General features: G+C 71.5%; 10 protein-coding genes. 1 reads left to right on the top strand and 9 read right to left on the bottom strand.

What is annotated here, in order from left to right; translation table 11 throughout:
* Positions 1 to 17 precede the first annotated feature (17 nt).
* The 6 genes from K8638_RS05575 to K8638_RS05550 all read right to left on the bottom strand — a co-directional run bounded on the left by K8638_RS05575 (position 18) and on the right by K8638_RS05550 (position 6753).
* Entirely contained in the window at positions 18 to 1394 is a 1377-nt protein-coding gene (locus K8638_RS05575; RefSeq protein ID WP_223753350.1) for a J domain-containing protein, read from the bottom strand.
* Between the two features lie 118 nt (positions 1395 to 1512).
* Positions 1513 to 2745: an aspartate aminotransferase family protein gene (locus K8638_RS05570; RefSeq protein ID WP_223753349.1), complete on the bottom strand. Its 1233-nt coding sequence runs from the start codon at positions 2743 to 2745 to the stop codon at positions 1513 to 1515.
* 44 nt (positions 2746 to 2789) lie between these two features.
* Complete coding sequence (hslU, locus tag K8638_RS05565) at positions 2790 to 4187, bottom strand: ATP-dependent protease ATPase subunit HslU (RefSeq protein ID WP_370643916.1); 1398 nt, start codon at positions 4185 to 4187, stop codon at positions 2790 to 2792.
* 12 nt (positions 4188 to 4199) lie between these two features.
* The gene (gene hslV / locus K8638_RS05560; protein ID WP_223753348.1) at positions 4200 to 4727 is read right to left on the bottom strand and encodes an ATP-dependent protease subunit HslV; all 528 of its coding nucleotides are present in this window, start codon (positions 4725 to 4727) and stop codon (positions 4200 to 4202) included.
* 127 nt (positions 4728 to 4854) lie between these two features.
* Entirely contained in the window at positions 4855 to 5757 is a 903-nt protein-coding gene (locus K8638_RS05555; RefSeq protein WP_223753347.1) for a tyrosine recombinase XerC, read from the bottom strand.
* A 93-nt stretch (positions 5758 to 5850) separates the two neighbouring features.
* The gene (locus tag K8638_RS05550) at positions 5851 to 6753 is read right to left on the bottom strand and encodes a symporter (protein ID WP_223753346.1); all 903 of its coding nucleotides are present in this window, start codon (positions 6751 to 6753) and stop codon (positions 5851 to 5853) included.
* A gap of 284 nt (positions 6754 to 7037) precedes the next feature.
* Here K8638_RS05550 and K8638_RS05545 point away from each other — a divergent pair, with 284 nt between their 5' ends.
* A complete protein-coding gene (locus tag K8638_RS05545) occupies positions 7038 to 8348 on the top strand; it encodes an amidohydrolase (RefSeq protein ID WP_223753345.1) in 1311 nt (436 codons plus the stop codon).
* Between the two features lie 19 nt (positions 8349 to 8367).
* Here K8638_RS05545 and K8638_RS05540 read toward each other — a convergent pair whose 3' ends face one another.
* Genes K8638_RS05540 through trmFO form a run of 3 tightly spaced genes read right to left on the bottom strand, consistent with a single transcriptional unit; the run spans position 8368 to position 13709 of the window.
* Positions 8368 to 10623 carry a kinesin gene (locus K8638_RS05540; RefSeq protein WP_223753344.1) on the bottom strand — a complete coding sequence of 752 codons (2256 nt, stop codon included), beginning with the start codon at positions 10621 to 10623 and terminating at the stop codon, positions 8368 to 8370.
* A gap of 57 nt (positions 10624 to 10680) precedes the next feature.
* Positions 10681 to 12339 carry a gliding motility protein gene (locus tag K8638_RS05535; RefSeq protein ID WP_223753343.1) on the bottom strand — a complete coding sequence of 553 codons (1659 nt, stop codon included), beginning with the start codon at positions 12337 to 12339 and terminating at the stop codon, positions 10681 to 10683.
* Positions 12336 to 13709, bottom strand: coding sequence for a methylenetetrahydrofolate--tRNA-(uracil(54)-C(5))-methyltransferase (FADH(2)-oxidizing) TrmFO (trmFO, locus tag K8638_RS05530; RefSeq protein ID WP_223753342.1), 1374 nt, complete (start codon positions 13707 to 13709; stop codon positions 12336 to 12338). The genes K8638_RS05535 and trmFO overlap by 4 nt, the downstream gene beginning before the upstream one ends.
* Between the last annotated feature and the right edge of the window lie 139 nt (positions 13710 to 13848).

The following is a 13848-nucleotide window of genomic DNA, read 5'->3' as shown; positions in this document are numbered from 1 at the left end:
GCTCATCATCCTAGCGTCTAGAACGGCCAGCGCAGCTTCTTGAGCGCCGCCTTCGCTTCGGCGTTGTCCGGGTCCAGCTTCGCCGCATCCTCGAAGGCCCGCTTCGCGCGTTGCTTCGCTCCGGCGTCCGTCAACACCTTCCCGAGCAGTAGCTGGTGCTCGACACGCCCCGGCTGCAGGTCCACGGCGCGGTACGCCAGGGTGCGAACCTCGTTCGCATCGTACCCGAGCTGGTAGCCCAGACGCGCGGCGCGGAAGGCGGCGTCGGCGCTCCGCTCGTCCAGTGAGCTGGCGAGCCGGTACGCGGCGAGGGCTCCGTTGATGTCCCCGTGCAGCTCCAGCTCGCGCCCCCGCGCCAGCTCCGAGAGGGCCCGCTGCTCGTCGTGCTTGCGGCGGGCCTCCGTCAGCAGCGTCACCACCTCGCGGTTCTTCGAGTCGAGGAGCTGCACCTGGTGGAAGTCCTGGTAGGCCCGCTCCCAGTCGCCCCGGGCGAGGGCCGCCTTGCCCCGGGCAATCAGCTCGGTGAGCTTCCCGGTGCGCGCCATGTACGGATGCCGCGCCAGGCGGGCCTGCCGCTCGGCGCGGCGGGCCTCGGACTCCGCGTCGTTCGCGGGCGGCGCGGGCGGCGCGGGCGGCGGCGGGCTCGGGGGCCGTGGAGGTGGGCTCGGGGCGCGCGGCGGTGGGGCCACGGGCCGGGGCGGAGGTGCCGGCGAGACGACGTGGACCGGGGGCGGCTCGGGCGTCAGCGTCAGCGGCTGGAGCGGCTCGGGCGGAGGCGGAGCCGCGGGAGGCGGCGTGGCGGCCGCGGCGGCGGACGCCAGCGCGGGGTGGGCCCGGAGGTACGCCTCGCGCTTGTCCGGCTGGGTGAGGACGTTGTGGGCGTCGGTGAGGCGCCGGAAGATGCGCTCCATGCGGGCGCGGAAGCTGCCCAGGTTCTTCCCGAAGTAGCGGTCCGGGTGGTAGCGGCGCGAGGCGTTGTAGTACGCCTGCTTCACCTCCGCCGCGGAGGCGCCCGGCTTCACGCCCAGCACCGCGAAGTGGTCCATCGCGTCCAGGGCCCGCTCCAGGTCGATGATTTCCTTCTTCCGCTCCGGCTCGAGGTCCACCTCCTCGGCCATGGCGGCATCCACCACCGGTGCCGGCTGCCCGCGAGACACCACGCGGGCGGGGACGATGGCGCCCTTGGCCCGCAGTGCCAGCAGCACGGCGATGGTGCGGGCCTCGCCCAGCGAGGAGCGGGCCAGCACCTGGTCGATGCGCTCCACCCGCCCCACGAGCGACAGCACCGCACCCTCTTCAGCGGTGAGCTGGAGGCGGGCGGGGTCGAGGTGGGGCACCGTGGCGATGTGGTCCGTCCGGGCCCCCAGCCCGGTGATCGTGTTTGGCGCGCTCACAAGGACGGTCCGCGAAAGGGCTGTGGGAAGGGCCAGACTAGAGTCCCCGGACGCGGGGCGTCAAACGTCCAGGACACGGTTTCCGGGTTTTCGTGAGTGGGATGCCGCCGACAGCACCTCACAGGGCGGCCAGCACGCGCTCGACGACGGCCAGGCCCTCGTCCAGCTCCTCCCGGGTGACGATGAAGGGGGGCGCGAAGCGCACGGTGCGCTCGCCGGCGGCATTCACCAGGATGCCGGCCTCGCGGAGGAGGCCAATCACCGGGGCCACGTCCCGGTCCAGCTCCAGGCCCAGCAGCAGGCCCTGGCCGCGCACGTCCTGGATGCGGCCGGGGGGCAGGCGGCCTTGCAGCGCGCGGGCGCGGGCGAGGAAGTGCTCGCCCTTGGCCTGCACGTCCTGGAGGACCTCCGGACGGCGGAGGATGCGCAGCACGGCGTTGGCGGCGGCGGCGGCCACCAGGTTGCCGCCGAAGGTGGAGCCGTGGGTGCCCGGGGTGAGGCTGACGGCCAGCTCCTCGCGGCAGAGCATGGCGCCGATGGGCAGGCCGTTGCCCAGCGCCTTGGCGACGCTGATGGCGTCCGGGCGGATGCCCTCGTGCATGAAGCCGAAGGGCTTGCCGGTGCGGCCCATGCCCGTCTGCACCTCGTCCACGAGGAGCAGCAGCCCGCGCTCGTCGCAGAGGGCGCGCAGGGCGGTGAGGAAGCCCGGGGGCGCGGCGCGCACCCCACCCTCGCCCTGGATGGGCTCCACGAGGATGGCCGCGGTGGCCGGGCCCACGGCGCGGCGGACGGCGTCGATGTCGCCGTAGGGCACGTGGGTGAAGCCCGCGGGCAGCGGCTCGAAGCCGGCGTGGTACTTCGGCTGGCCGGTGGCGGTGACGGTGGCCAGGGTGCGGCCGTGGAAGCTCTTGTCGAAGCTGATGACCTCGTAGCGCTCGGGCGTGCCGCGGTCCTTCATCACCTTGCGGGCCAGCTTGAGGAGCGCCTCGTTCGCCTCACCGCCCGAGTTGCAGAAGAAGGCGCGCGGCAGCCCGGACCACTCGGTGAGCTGGGCGGCCAGGTCGATCTGCGGCTGCGAGTAGAAGACGTTGGAGACGTGCCAGAGCGAGTCGAGCTGCGCCTTGGCCGCGGCCACCACCTCCGGGTGGCAGTGGCCGAGCGCGCACGTGGCGATGCCGCCCAGCAGGTCCAGGTACTCGCGCCCGTCCGCGTCCCACACGCGCGTACCCTGGCCGCGCACCAGGACGACGGGCTGCTGCTTGTAGTTCTGCAGCAGGTGCCGTTTCGCCTTCTGGATGATGGCGTCGTTGGCGGGCGTGGAGGAAGCGGAGGACGGCTGGGGTTGCGACAAGGGAGTCTTCCTTCTGCTGGAAGTGGCGCGCGGGGTATAGCGCGCTAGAGGATGTAGCGCGACAGGTCCTCGTCCTGGACGATGGAGGTCAGGCGTTCGCGCACATAAGCCGCGTCCACCTGGAAGTCCCGGGGCCCCATCTCCGTGGCGGAGAAGGACACCTCGTCCAGCAGGCGCTCCAGCACCGTGTGCAGCCGCCGGGCGCCGATGTTCTGCGTGCGCTCGTTCGCCTGCTGGGCGATGCGCGCCAGCTCCACCACGGCGTCGTCGGTGAAGGACAGGCGCACACCTTCGGTGGACAGGAGCGCGGTGTACTGGCGCAGGAGCGAGTTCTTCGGCTCGCGGAGGATGCGGACCAGGTCCTCGCCGGACAGGGGCTCCAGCTCCACGCGGATGGGGAAGCGGCCCTGGAGCTCGGGGATGAGGTCGCTGGGCTTGGAGACGTGGAAGGCGCCCGCGGCGATGAAGAGCATGTGGTCCGTCTTCACCATGCCGTACTTGGTGGTGACGGTGGAGCCCTCGACGATGGGGAGGATGTCGCGCTGGACGCCCTCGCGGGAGACGTCCGGACCGGCTCCGCCCTTGCCGCCCTCGCGGCTGGCGATCTTGTCGATTTCGTCGATGAAGACAATGCCGCTGGACTCGGCGCGGGCCACGGCCTCGCGCTGGACGCGGTCCGGGTCCACCAGCTTCTGGGCCTCTTCCTGGCGCAGGAGCTGGAGCGCCTCGGGCACCTTCACGCGGCGGCGCCGCGTCTTGTTCATGCCCGGCATGTTCTTGAAGAGGTCCTGGAGGTTGACGCCAATCTCCTCCATGCCCTGGCCGGAGAAGCCGCGCATGAAGGTGGGCGCGGAGTCGGCGGTCTCCACCTCCACGAACTGGTCATCCAGGGTGCCGGCGCGGAGCTGGGCGCGGAGCTTCTCGCGCTCGGCGTCGCCCAGGCGCTGGGGCGGAGGCGGGGGCGGCGGGGCGAAGCCGAAGGGCGGCGGCGTGGACGGGCGCGCGGCGCCGCCACCGTGGAGCAATTCCATCAGCCGGTCCTCGGCGAGCTCCTCGGCGCGGGGGCGGACCTTCTCGGTCTCCTCCTCGCGGACGAGGGAGATGGCGGCCTCGACGAGGTCGCGAATCATGGACTCGACGTCGCGGCCGACGTAGCCGACCTCGGTGAACTTGGAGGCCTCCACCTTGACGAAGGGGGCCTGGGCGAGCTTCGCGAGGCGCCGGGCGATCTCCGTCTTCCCCACGCCGGTGGGGCCAATCATGATGATGTTCTTCGGGTGGATTTCGTCGCGCAGGTCGTCGGAGACCTGCTGGCGGCGCCAGCGGTTGCGCAGGGCGATGGCGACGGCGCGCTTGGCGTCGTTCTGCCCGACGATGTAGCGGTCCAGCTCGCTGACGACCTCGCGGGGCGTGAAGGCGGACATCTTTCGAGACTCGGCCACGGGCGGTGACTCCTAGAGCTCTTCGATGGAGATGTTGGAGTTGGTGTAGATGTCGATTTCGCCGGCGATGGCGAGGGACTGCTGGGCGACCTCTCGGGCGGGCATCTGGGTGTGGGCCATGAGGGCGCGCGCGGCTGCGAGCGCGTAGGGTCCGCCGGAGCCGACGGCGGCGATGCCGTAATCGGGTTCAATCACGTCGCCCGCGCCGGAGAGGATGAAGGTCTTCTCCTTGTCGGCGACGACGAGGAGGGCTTCCAGGCGGCGGAGGAAGCGGTCGGTGCGCCAGTCCTTGCCCAGCTCGACGCAGGCGCGGGCCATGTTCTTCTGGTGCTCCTTGAGCTTGCCCTCGAAGCGCTCGAAGAGGGTGAAGGCGTCGGCGGTGCTGCCGGCGAAGCCGGCGAGGACCTGGCCCTCGCCCAGCTTGCGGACCTTCTTCGCCGTGTTCTTCATCACGGTCTTGTCGAAGGAGACCTGGCCGTCGCTGGCGATGGCGACCTTCCCGTCGCGTCGCACGCAGAGAATGGTGGTGCCGTGGAACATAGGCCCACGGGTCTAACAAGCCGGGCAGCGGTTTTCCAAGGAACACTGCCTGCTTGTCCGCTCTCGTACCGTTCCGGGACGGGGTGGAAGCGGAGGCCCCCCTGGGGCCCCGGGCTCCCCTACCCCCTCACGCCCGCGGATGCGCGGCGTCGTAGACCTGCTGGAGCTGCTCCCAGGTCACCTGGGTATACCGCTGCGTCGTGGACAGGCTCGAATGACCGAGCAGCTCCTGGATGCTGCGGATGTCCGCACCACCACCCAGCAGGTGCGTGGCGAACGAGTGGCGCAGCGCATGCGGGCTCACCTTGCGCGTCAGCGCGCACTTCAGCACGTGCGCGTCCAGGTGCCGCGCGATGCTCCTCGGCGTCAGCCGGCCCCCGCGGAAGTTGAGGAACATCGCCTCCGGGTCCTGCCCCGGCTTCGGCGTCGCCAGCAGCTCGCCCCGCCGCGCGAGGTATGCCTCCAGCGCGCGGATGGCCTGCGCGTTCACCGGCACCAGCCGCTCCTTGCTCCCCTTGCCCATCACCCGGACGATGCGCCCCTTCCGGTCCACGTCCAGCAGGTCCAGGCCGCACAGCTCGCTGATACGCAGCCCGCCCCCGTAGAGCAGCTCCAGGATGGCCTTGTCCCGCAGCCCGAGCACCGTCTTCAGGTCGTGCACGTCGATGAGGGCGAACACCTCCTCCACCGGCAGCACCTTGGGCAGCGCCTTGGGCAGCTTCGGGCTCTTCACCAGCTTCGCGGGGCTCGCCGGCAGCAGCTTCTGCCGCACGAGGTACTTGTAGAACGACTTGATGCTCGCCAGCCGCCGCGCCCGGCTCGCGGGCGCGTGGTCCGTGCTCAGCGTGCCCAGGTAGCCACGAATCGCCGCGTGCGTGCCGGACAGGAGCGACAGCTTCATCCGCTCGACGAGGTAGCGCTCGAAGTCCACCAGGTCGATGAGGTAGTTGCGCACCGTGTGCGGCGACGCGCCCTTCTCGTCCTCCAGGTGGACGCGGAACTTCTCCAGCAGCGGCGACAGGTTCGTCATGGCGCGATGAGCCTACGAGGCCCCCGCATCCTCGCAAGATTCACGGTGACGTGGAACCGGCGTCCCGCTCCAGGCGGCACCGGTCCGCGCGCGCTACACCGGGAGTCGCGGTCCCGACCGTAGCAGCGGCCCCGGAGGCCGTGGGGTCGTCCGGATCTCGAGGTGCCTGCTCCACCGCTTGTACGGCAGGAGCGCCAGGGTGCGCAGCAGAACGAAGGCCGCCATGATGGGGAGCAGGTTCATCTCGGGGTAGCTGACGCTCGCGACGAACATGGCGATGGCCGGGTTGCCAACGGCTCCGGCGATGGCGAGCGTCCTCCGGTCCTCGAGCGCGGGCCCCCCGGCCATGTGCCCGATGAAGGCCCCACCGCAGACCATCAGGAACACCGCGAGCAGCGCCCATCCATCCACGGCACGAAGCCGCGGCACGCCGAGGCCCAGCAACACGAGCGCGCTGGCGATCAGCGCCACCTTGGCGAGGAGGTCCGCTCCGGGCCGCAGCCACCTGGCGAGGCCCGGCCGCCACCACCGGAGCGCGCTCCCCAGGGCGAGTGGCAGCAGCACGCCGGGGAGGATGGCGGTGAAGAGCGCCGCGGAAGGAACCCGGAACGTCAACGGGAAGAGCGCGTTGAGCCCCCGGAGCGCCAGGGGCAGCAGGAGGAGGGCCGCCAGGGTCAACGTCAGTGACAGCGCCATGGCCAGCGGCACATTCCCCCGCTGACCCCGCACGACCCTGACGAGCAGGAGCACGCCGGGGCTGAAGGCCATGAGCAGGAGCGCGCCGGCGACGACGGGGTGGAGCGGCAGCACCTTGACGATGGCGATGGTCCACGCAGGCACGACGAGGAGCGCCAGCACGACACCGCGCCAGAAAACGGGCCGCCGGAATTCCACCAGGCTCCGGCGCCAGTCCATCGAGAGCCCCAGGGCCAGGGCCATGAGGACGAGCAGGTTCGAAGCCAGGAACGTCACTGCCCGCAGGAGCGGCTCGCGCAAGGGCTCCTCCTTGGCCCGGGTCTCCCCGGAGGGTGTGCCTTCCGCGCGCCGCGGACCACGCGGGTGGCGGGTGACAGCCTCCTCCCTCGCTCCCCGCCGCCTCCGACGCGGGGGAGGGACGGCCGAGCCGCGCAAGGGACGCAGGCCCAGGTCCCTCCCTCAACCAGACAGAGAACCGGCACGTCGCAAGCGTGGTGCATCCGCCTGATGGACAGCCCCATCGTTCGCGCGCCGAGGGGAATCGGGCCCTCATTCCCTCATGCGCGCACGAGGAGGAGGACAGCATGAAGGCACCTGACAAGAGCGACACGCGGGAGGTCGCCGAGCGGGCACGGCGGCTGCTCGCGAGCCTGGATGGCGTCCTGGACCGCACCGAGGCGCTGTACATGGACCTGCACCAGCACCCGGAGCTTTCGGGGCACGAGGAGCGCACGAGCGAGAAGGTGGCGGTCCGGCTCGAGGCGGCGGGCTATCAGGTGACGCGCGCGGTGGGCGGGCATGGCGTCGTCGGCGTGCTGGAGAACGGAGAGGGACCGACCGTCGCGCTCCGCGGTGACATGGATGCGCTGCCCGTCGAGGAGCAGACCGGCCTCCCCTACGCGAGCCACGTGCGCACCCACGGAGCGGATGGAGTCGAGGTTCCCGTCATGCATGCCTGTGGCCACGACGTCCACACGGCCTGTCTGGTGGGCAGCGCCGAGGCACTGGCGCTGCACCGCGAGCTGTGGCGGGGGCGGGTCATCGTCCTCGCCCAGCCCGCGGAGGAGACGATCAGCGGCGCGAAGGCCATGCTCGCGGATGGGCTCTGGTCGCGCTTTCCCGTCCCGGAGGTCATCCTCGGCCAGCACGTCGGCCCGGGGCCTAGCGGGTGGGTTGTCCATCGCGGCGGCGCGATGATGGCGGGGAGCCGCGGCCTGCGCATCCGCATCTTCGGCAAGGGAGGGCATGGTTCGCAGCCGCACCTCGCCGTGGACCCGGTCTACATCGGCGCCTGCGTGGTGGTGCGACTGCAGGGCATCGTGTCCCGGGAGCTCAGCCCCTACGACTCGGCGGTCGTCACCGTGGGCTCATTCCATGCGGGCACCAAGGCCAACATCATTCCGCTCGAGGCCGTGCTGGAGATCACCGTGCGCGCCATGAGCGATGAGGTGATGCGGCACATCCTCGCCTCCATCGAGCGCATCGTCCGGGCCGAGTGCGAAGCCGCTCACACCCCGAGGCCTCCCGAAATCGAGGTCCGGGCGGCGGCCGAGGTGCTGGTCAACACCCGGCCTGTGGTCGCCCGGCTCGAGGAGGTACACCGGGAGCTGTTCGCCGACGACGTGCAGGAGCTGCCGTTCCCCGTCACGGGCAGCGAGGACTTCGGGGCGCTGGGGCAGCGGGGGGACGGCGCGCGAATCCCGATGGGGTTCTGGCTTCTGTCCTCCACGCCGCGGGACGCCTGGGAGGCGGCCCCCGGCCCGGAACTCATGGGCAAGCTCAGCCACGTGCCGAGCCCGCACCAGCCGAACTTCGCCCCCGACCGGGAGAGAACCCTTCACCGAGGGGTCGAGGCCATGGTCTCCGCGTCGCTGGCCTTCCTCGGCGCGCCCTGACGTTCGCGGAGGCGGGCGCCTACTTCGCGCCCGCCGGGGGAGCCGCGGGCGTCGCCCCCGGAGCCGGCGCCGTGGAAGGAGACACCACGTTCGGCAGCAGCACCGTGCAGGTCTCCTCGGACAACCAGCCGGCCTCGCACACCGCGGTGAGGATGGGCACACGCACCTGCCAGAGCAGGATGAACAGCACCGCCAGGGCAATGGCCAGCCGAGCCCAGATGGACAGTCCCTCCGTCTCGCCGTCCTCCTCCTGCTGGCGCAGCAGCGCCGGACGCACCATGTCCATCCGGTCCACCCGCGCGCCCTTGGGCAGCCTCGGCCGCCGGGTCACCAGCGAGGACAGCGCGGGCGTCAGCATCAGCCGGTCATTCAGCGCCCAGCCCGAGCCCTCCAGCAGCAGCGCCAGGTTGCGCCGCCGCAGCTTCAGCCACCCCAGCAGTCCCGCCGGCGCCATCACCACGATGGCAATCAGCGTCGCCGCGGAGATGAGGTCCACCACCGTCAGCGACTTCACCTGCGTGACGATGAACGCGAACGACGAGCCCAGCGCCGCCGCCGCGATGCTGCCCGCCGCCACCAGCCCTCCGAGGCCTCCCGTCGCCGGAGCCGCCGCCGCGGGTGCCGCGGCCGGCGGAGTGGGCGGGGCCGCCAGCGCCTGCGTGTAGCCCTTCTCCAGCGTCGTATCGAACGTCTTCTCCCCCGCCGTCGCCAGCCCCTCCACCTTGCTGGTGATGAACGTGCCCATGCGCGTGAAGGGCATGGTCATCGCCTCCCACAGCGACACGGGCTGGCGGATGACGTGCGTCACCGTGGCGTCGTGCTCCTTGCCGTCCACGTCGTAGAAGATGCCGCGCTTGCCCACGACCAGGTCCGTGCTCCGCCCCCGCGTGACGGGCACCGCCACCTCGTAGCTCGGCGCCCCGTCCTTCGGCGCCACCTGGACGTAGAGGATGCACGTGGTCCCCTGCGCCGTGAGCGCCGCGTGCGCGGCCCGGTCCACCGCCAGCACCGACAGCGTGTACTTGCGCCCGCCCAGGATGAGCGTCCCCCGCTCCACCAGCGCCAGCCGCTTCGGCAGGTAGATGTTGGGCATGCTGATGAAGTTGTTCGCGAACACCAGCAGCCACTGCTGGTAGAGCACCAGCCGCTCCAGCTCCACGATGGCGTCCAGCGTCGGCTTCAGGGCCAGGTCCGCCGCGCACTCCGCTTCAATCGCATCCAGGTCCGCGTCCGCCACCGCCGGCAGCGCGTCCACCATCTTCCGCACCGGGCTCGCGTCGAACTTCACCTGCCACGCCAGCACCGCGTCCGCCTTCGCGAGCAGCTCGCGCCAGGCCGGGTCCGTCAGCCGCCTCGCGTCTCCCGTCATCGGAGTCGCCACGTCCTTGTGGAACGCCTCCAGCTGCTCGTACGCGGGGCCCCGGTGCAGCCGCGACCACTCCAGCACGCCCGACGGCTCGGGAGGTGCGATGGGCAGGTCGCCCGCCGCCTTGCCCAGCGCCACCACGTCCCCCAGCGCCCCCTCCACCCGCTCCGCGCGCAGGCGCAGGCTCGCCGCGGCCTCCGGCTGCGCGGCCACCAGCCGGCACTGCACGAAGTACGTGTCCAGCAGCGGCGCCACCGCGCGGATGCGCTTCGCCGTGTCCAGGCTCGCCTCGCCCAGTACGAACGCCTTGCCCCTCGCGTCCAGGTGCGCGCGCAGCGCCGCGCGCTCCTCTCGGAAGGCCTTCAGCATCGCCGGGTCGATGCCCGCCTCGCCCGCCCGGTTCTTCGCCTCCGGGAAGCAGGCCATGATGTCCCGCGCCAGCGGGCGCAGCCGCTCGGGCAGGTGCGCGGGCGCGACGATGCCGTCCCCGTTCTGCCCCGCCTCGCGCAGCGCCTTGTCGCTGGCCCGCACCTGCTCCAGCGAGATGCGCGCCCCGTCCGGCGCCTTCAGCGTCCGGAGGATGGTCTCCGCCGCGCCCCGCAGCGGCCGGGCCTCCTCGGTGAGCGCATCCAGTTCCAGCACGGGGCTGCCCGCGTCCGCGCCCCGCCGGTCCTTCAGCCGCTTCGCCGCCCACTCCACCGCGGTGCGCACCTCCGCCACCCGGATGCGGCCGTTGCCGTCCATGTCCATGAGCGACAGGAAGCGCGGATCACAGCTCAGCCCCGCGAGCGGACACGCCGTGGCGATCCACTGCGTCTCGGGGATGCGGACGGCCTCCTCGAGCACGTCGAAGGAGGGAAGGTCGACCTGGAGCGAACCACCATAGCGACGATAGACGAGAGAGCCCATACGGGCGGCGCAAGTAAGCACACCGCCTCGCCGACCGCACGCGCTACCTCGCGGAAGCTACGGCACCGCGGCCACGCTGTAGACGCCGGCCTTGGGACCCTGGCCGATGATGTACACGGCGCGAGAGTCATCCTTGCCCGCGAAGGACACCGGCACCTGCACGCCCTGGTCGAGCGTCTTCCGCGCCTGCGTCTTCACGTCGTACACCGCCACGTCGTACGTGTCCGAGTCCATGCGCGCATACGTGACGAGCACCCGCTGGCCGTCCGAGGACAGCTTGTAGCTGAAGATGCCCTGCATCCACGTCTGCGGCTCGCCCGTGCGCGGCAGGTCCAGCGCCTTGAAGTCACACGCGCGCCCATTGCGGATGCAGTTGGAGCGGAACACCACTCGCGTGTTGCCCGGCATGAAGCCGTAGCCGAACACGCCCCGGTGCACCTTCTCCGCCTTCTCCGCGCCCAGCGGGTACAGCATCAGGTCCACGGAGTACTCGGGCTTGAGGAAGCGCGAGAGGAACGCCACATAACGCCCGTCCGAGCCCCAGATGAAGTTGGGCACCCGGCCGCCCACCTGCTTCGTCACCCCATCCGGCAGCGACGCCACCGCCATCAGCCCCGCGCCCGCCGTCGAGTCGTACTTCTCCAGGAAGCCCACCGCCTGCGAGTCCGGAGAGAAGGAGAACTTCTCCACCCGCTCCCCCAGCTTGCGGCCCGCGCCGCCCGCGGCCGGCCCCACGTACAAGTCGCCCGGCACATCCGGCTTGCCGTTCTCCGTGCGCCCCAGCCACTTGCCGTCCGGAGAGAAGGCGAACGCGCTGGACGCCACCGCCAGCCGCTGCGGCTTCAGCGCCGGCAGCTCCGTCAGGAACAGGTCATACAGCCCGCGCACGGACTCGCTCCGCACCTGGAAGGCCACGCGCTTGCCATCCGGGGACACCGCGTAGTCCCCCACCTGGTCCGCCAGCTTGCGCGGCGCCTCCTCCGGCTTCTCCACCGACACCGCCGCCAGTCCTCCCGCGGCGGACAGCCGGCGCTTGATGAGCAGCGTCTTCCCGTCCGGGGTGAACTGCGCGGTGCTCACCTCGCCCGCCACCTCGGTGAAGGGGCCCGAGGGCAACGCCCCCAGCTTCAACCGGCCCGCGTCCACGAACGCCAGCCGCGAGCCATCCGGGCTGGGCAGCATGTAGCTCACCGCCGTGCCCAGCACCGTGGGCTCCGCCTTCGCGTCCACCAGCGAGGCCACCGTCAGCGCGCCGGACTGCGAGGCCGGGTTGTAGCCGGTGAGGAAGAGCGCGTACTTCGAGTCCGGCGTGTAGAGCAGCCCGCCCGGCACGTTCGTCACGCCCTCGCCCAGCTTGCGGGGCTCGCCGCCGGCCACGGGCACCCCGTGCAGCTCGCCCAGCAGCATCTGCGGAGGCACCCCGTCCAGCCGGGGCTTCTGTCCGTTCAGCAGGAACGTGGCGTACTGCCCGTCCGGCGTCACCCGCAGGTCCGCCGCGCGGCCCGCCGCCAGCAGCAGGCCCTGGCCCGCGCCGGGCGCGCCACGGCTGGGCGCGGGGGCACTCGCCGCGGCGCTCCCCTGCGCCGCGCCACCGCCCGCACCGGGGGACGCCGCGCCGCCACCACCGCCGTCACTCTTCTTGCAGCCCGCACCCGCCATGACGAGGGCGGCCACCAGGCCCGCCCCCAGAAGTCGCCCCTGCCGCATCCGCATCATGCGCTCCTCTGTTCCGTGTGCTCGGGCGCGCCCGGCCCCGGGACGCCCGCATGCGGCAGCCACGCCGCCAGGTCCTGCTTCGCCCGCGCCGAATACGCCGCCCGCTTGTCCGCCTTCTTCACCCGCCCCGCCAGCGGCGGGAAGATGCCGAAGATGACATTCGACGGCTGGTGTGGATGGTCCGGCGGGTGCGCTTCTCCCGTCACGTGCCGCAACAGCGAGCCCAGCGCCGTGGTGGCCGGCGGAGGCACCCACTCCTTCCCCGTCAGCCGTGCGTGCAGCGCCAGCGCCACCAGGTACCCGCACGCCGCGCTCTCCACGTAGCCCTCCACACCGGAAATCTGCCCCGCGAAGAACAGCCTCGGCTCCGTCTTCAGCGACAAGTCCCGCGACAGCAGCCGGGGCGAGTCGATGAACGTGTTGCGGTGGATCTGCCCCATCCGCAGGAACTCCGCCTGCTGGAGGCCGGGGATGCACGTGCTGAAGATGCGCTTCTGTTCACCCCACGTCAGCCGCGTCTGGAAGCCCACCATGTTCCACGACGTCCCCGCCGCGTCCTCCATCCGCAACTGCACCACCGCGTAGGGCTCCTGCCCCGTGCGCGGGTCCTTCAACCCCACCGGCTTCATGGGCCCGTAGGCCAGCGTGTCGTCGCCGCGCTCCGCCATCACTTCAATCGGCAGACACCCTTCGAAGTATTTCGGTTCCTCGAAGCTGTGCGGCACCACCTTCTGGCCCGCCTTCACCTCGGCGATGAAGCGGTAGTACTCCTCGCGGTTCATCGGCAGGTTGAGGTAGTCGTCCCCGCCGCCCTTGCCGTACCGGCTCTGGCGGAAGGCCACCGACAGGTCGATGGAGTCCCCGGAGATGATGGGGGCAATGGAGTCGTAGAAGTAGAGCCGCTCCCCCACGTACCGCTCCAGCTCGCGGGTCAGCGCGTCCGACGTGAGCGGCCCCGTGGCCACCACCACCGGGCCCTCGTCCGGCAGCCGCTCCACCTCGCCCGCCACCACCTCCACGCCGGGCTGGCGCTGGAGGGACTCGGTAATCGCCCCGGAGAAACGCTCTCGCTCCACCGCCAGCGCGTCACCCGCGGGCACGCGGTGCGCGTCCGCGGAGCCCAGCACCAGCGAGCCCAGCGCGCGCAGCTCCGCGTGCAGCAGGCCGATGGCGCTCTCCGGGTTGTCCGAGCGCAGCGAGTTGCTGCACACCAGCTCCGCGAACTGGTCCGACTTGTGGGCCGGCGAGCGCTTGTGCGGCTTCATCTCGCGCAGCACCACCGGCACCCCACGGCGGGCGAGCTGGTATGCACACTCGCTTCCCGCCAGGCCGCCGCCAATCACCGTCACCCGCTGCTTCACGTCCGCCATCCTGAGCTCCTGAGCCTGATGGGGCCGGCCGCGCTCGGCCCGTCCGGCGAACTGTTAGCAGGACCGAGGCGCCCTTTCCCAGCAGCGAAACGAGCCGCGTCAACCCACGCTCGCTCCTCGGGCCTCCCGCCCGCCCGGC

Origin of the sequence: Myxococcus sp. RHSTA-1-4, from assembly GCF_020037125.1 — a bacterium.
Classification (GTDB): Bacteria; Myxococcota; Myxococcia; order Myxococcales; family Myxococcaceae; genus Myxococcus.
The sequence above is the reverse complement of the archived record's forward strand: the minus strand, read 5'-3'. Positions and strand labels throughout refer to the sequence as shown.

Coding starts and splice junctions, on each gene's coding strand:
- K8638_RS05540 (WP_223753344.1), bottom strand. CDS start 10,623: ATGGGCTCTCTCGTCTATCGTCGCTATGGTGGTTCGCTCCAGGTCGAC.
- K8638_RS05535 (WP_223753343.1), bottom strand. CDS start 12,339: ATGATGCGGATGCGGCAGGGGCGACTTCTGGGGGCGGGCCTGGTGGCC.
- K8638_RS05555 (WP_223753347.1), bottom strand. CDS start 5,757: ATGACGAACCTGTCGCCGCTGCTGGAGAAGTTCCGCGTCCACCTGGAG.
- hslV (WP_223753348.1), bottom strand. CDS start 4,727: ATGTTCCACGGCACCACCATTCTCTGCGTGCGACGCGACGGGAAGGTC.
- trmFO (WP_223753342.1), bottom strand. CDS start 13,709: ATGGCGGACGTGAAGCAGCGGGTGACGGTGATTGGCGGCGGCCTGGCG.
- K8638_RS05545 (WP_223753345.1), top strand. CDS start 7,038: ATGAAGGCACCTGACAAGAGCGACACGCGGGAGGTCGCCGAGCGGGCA.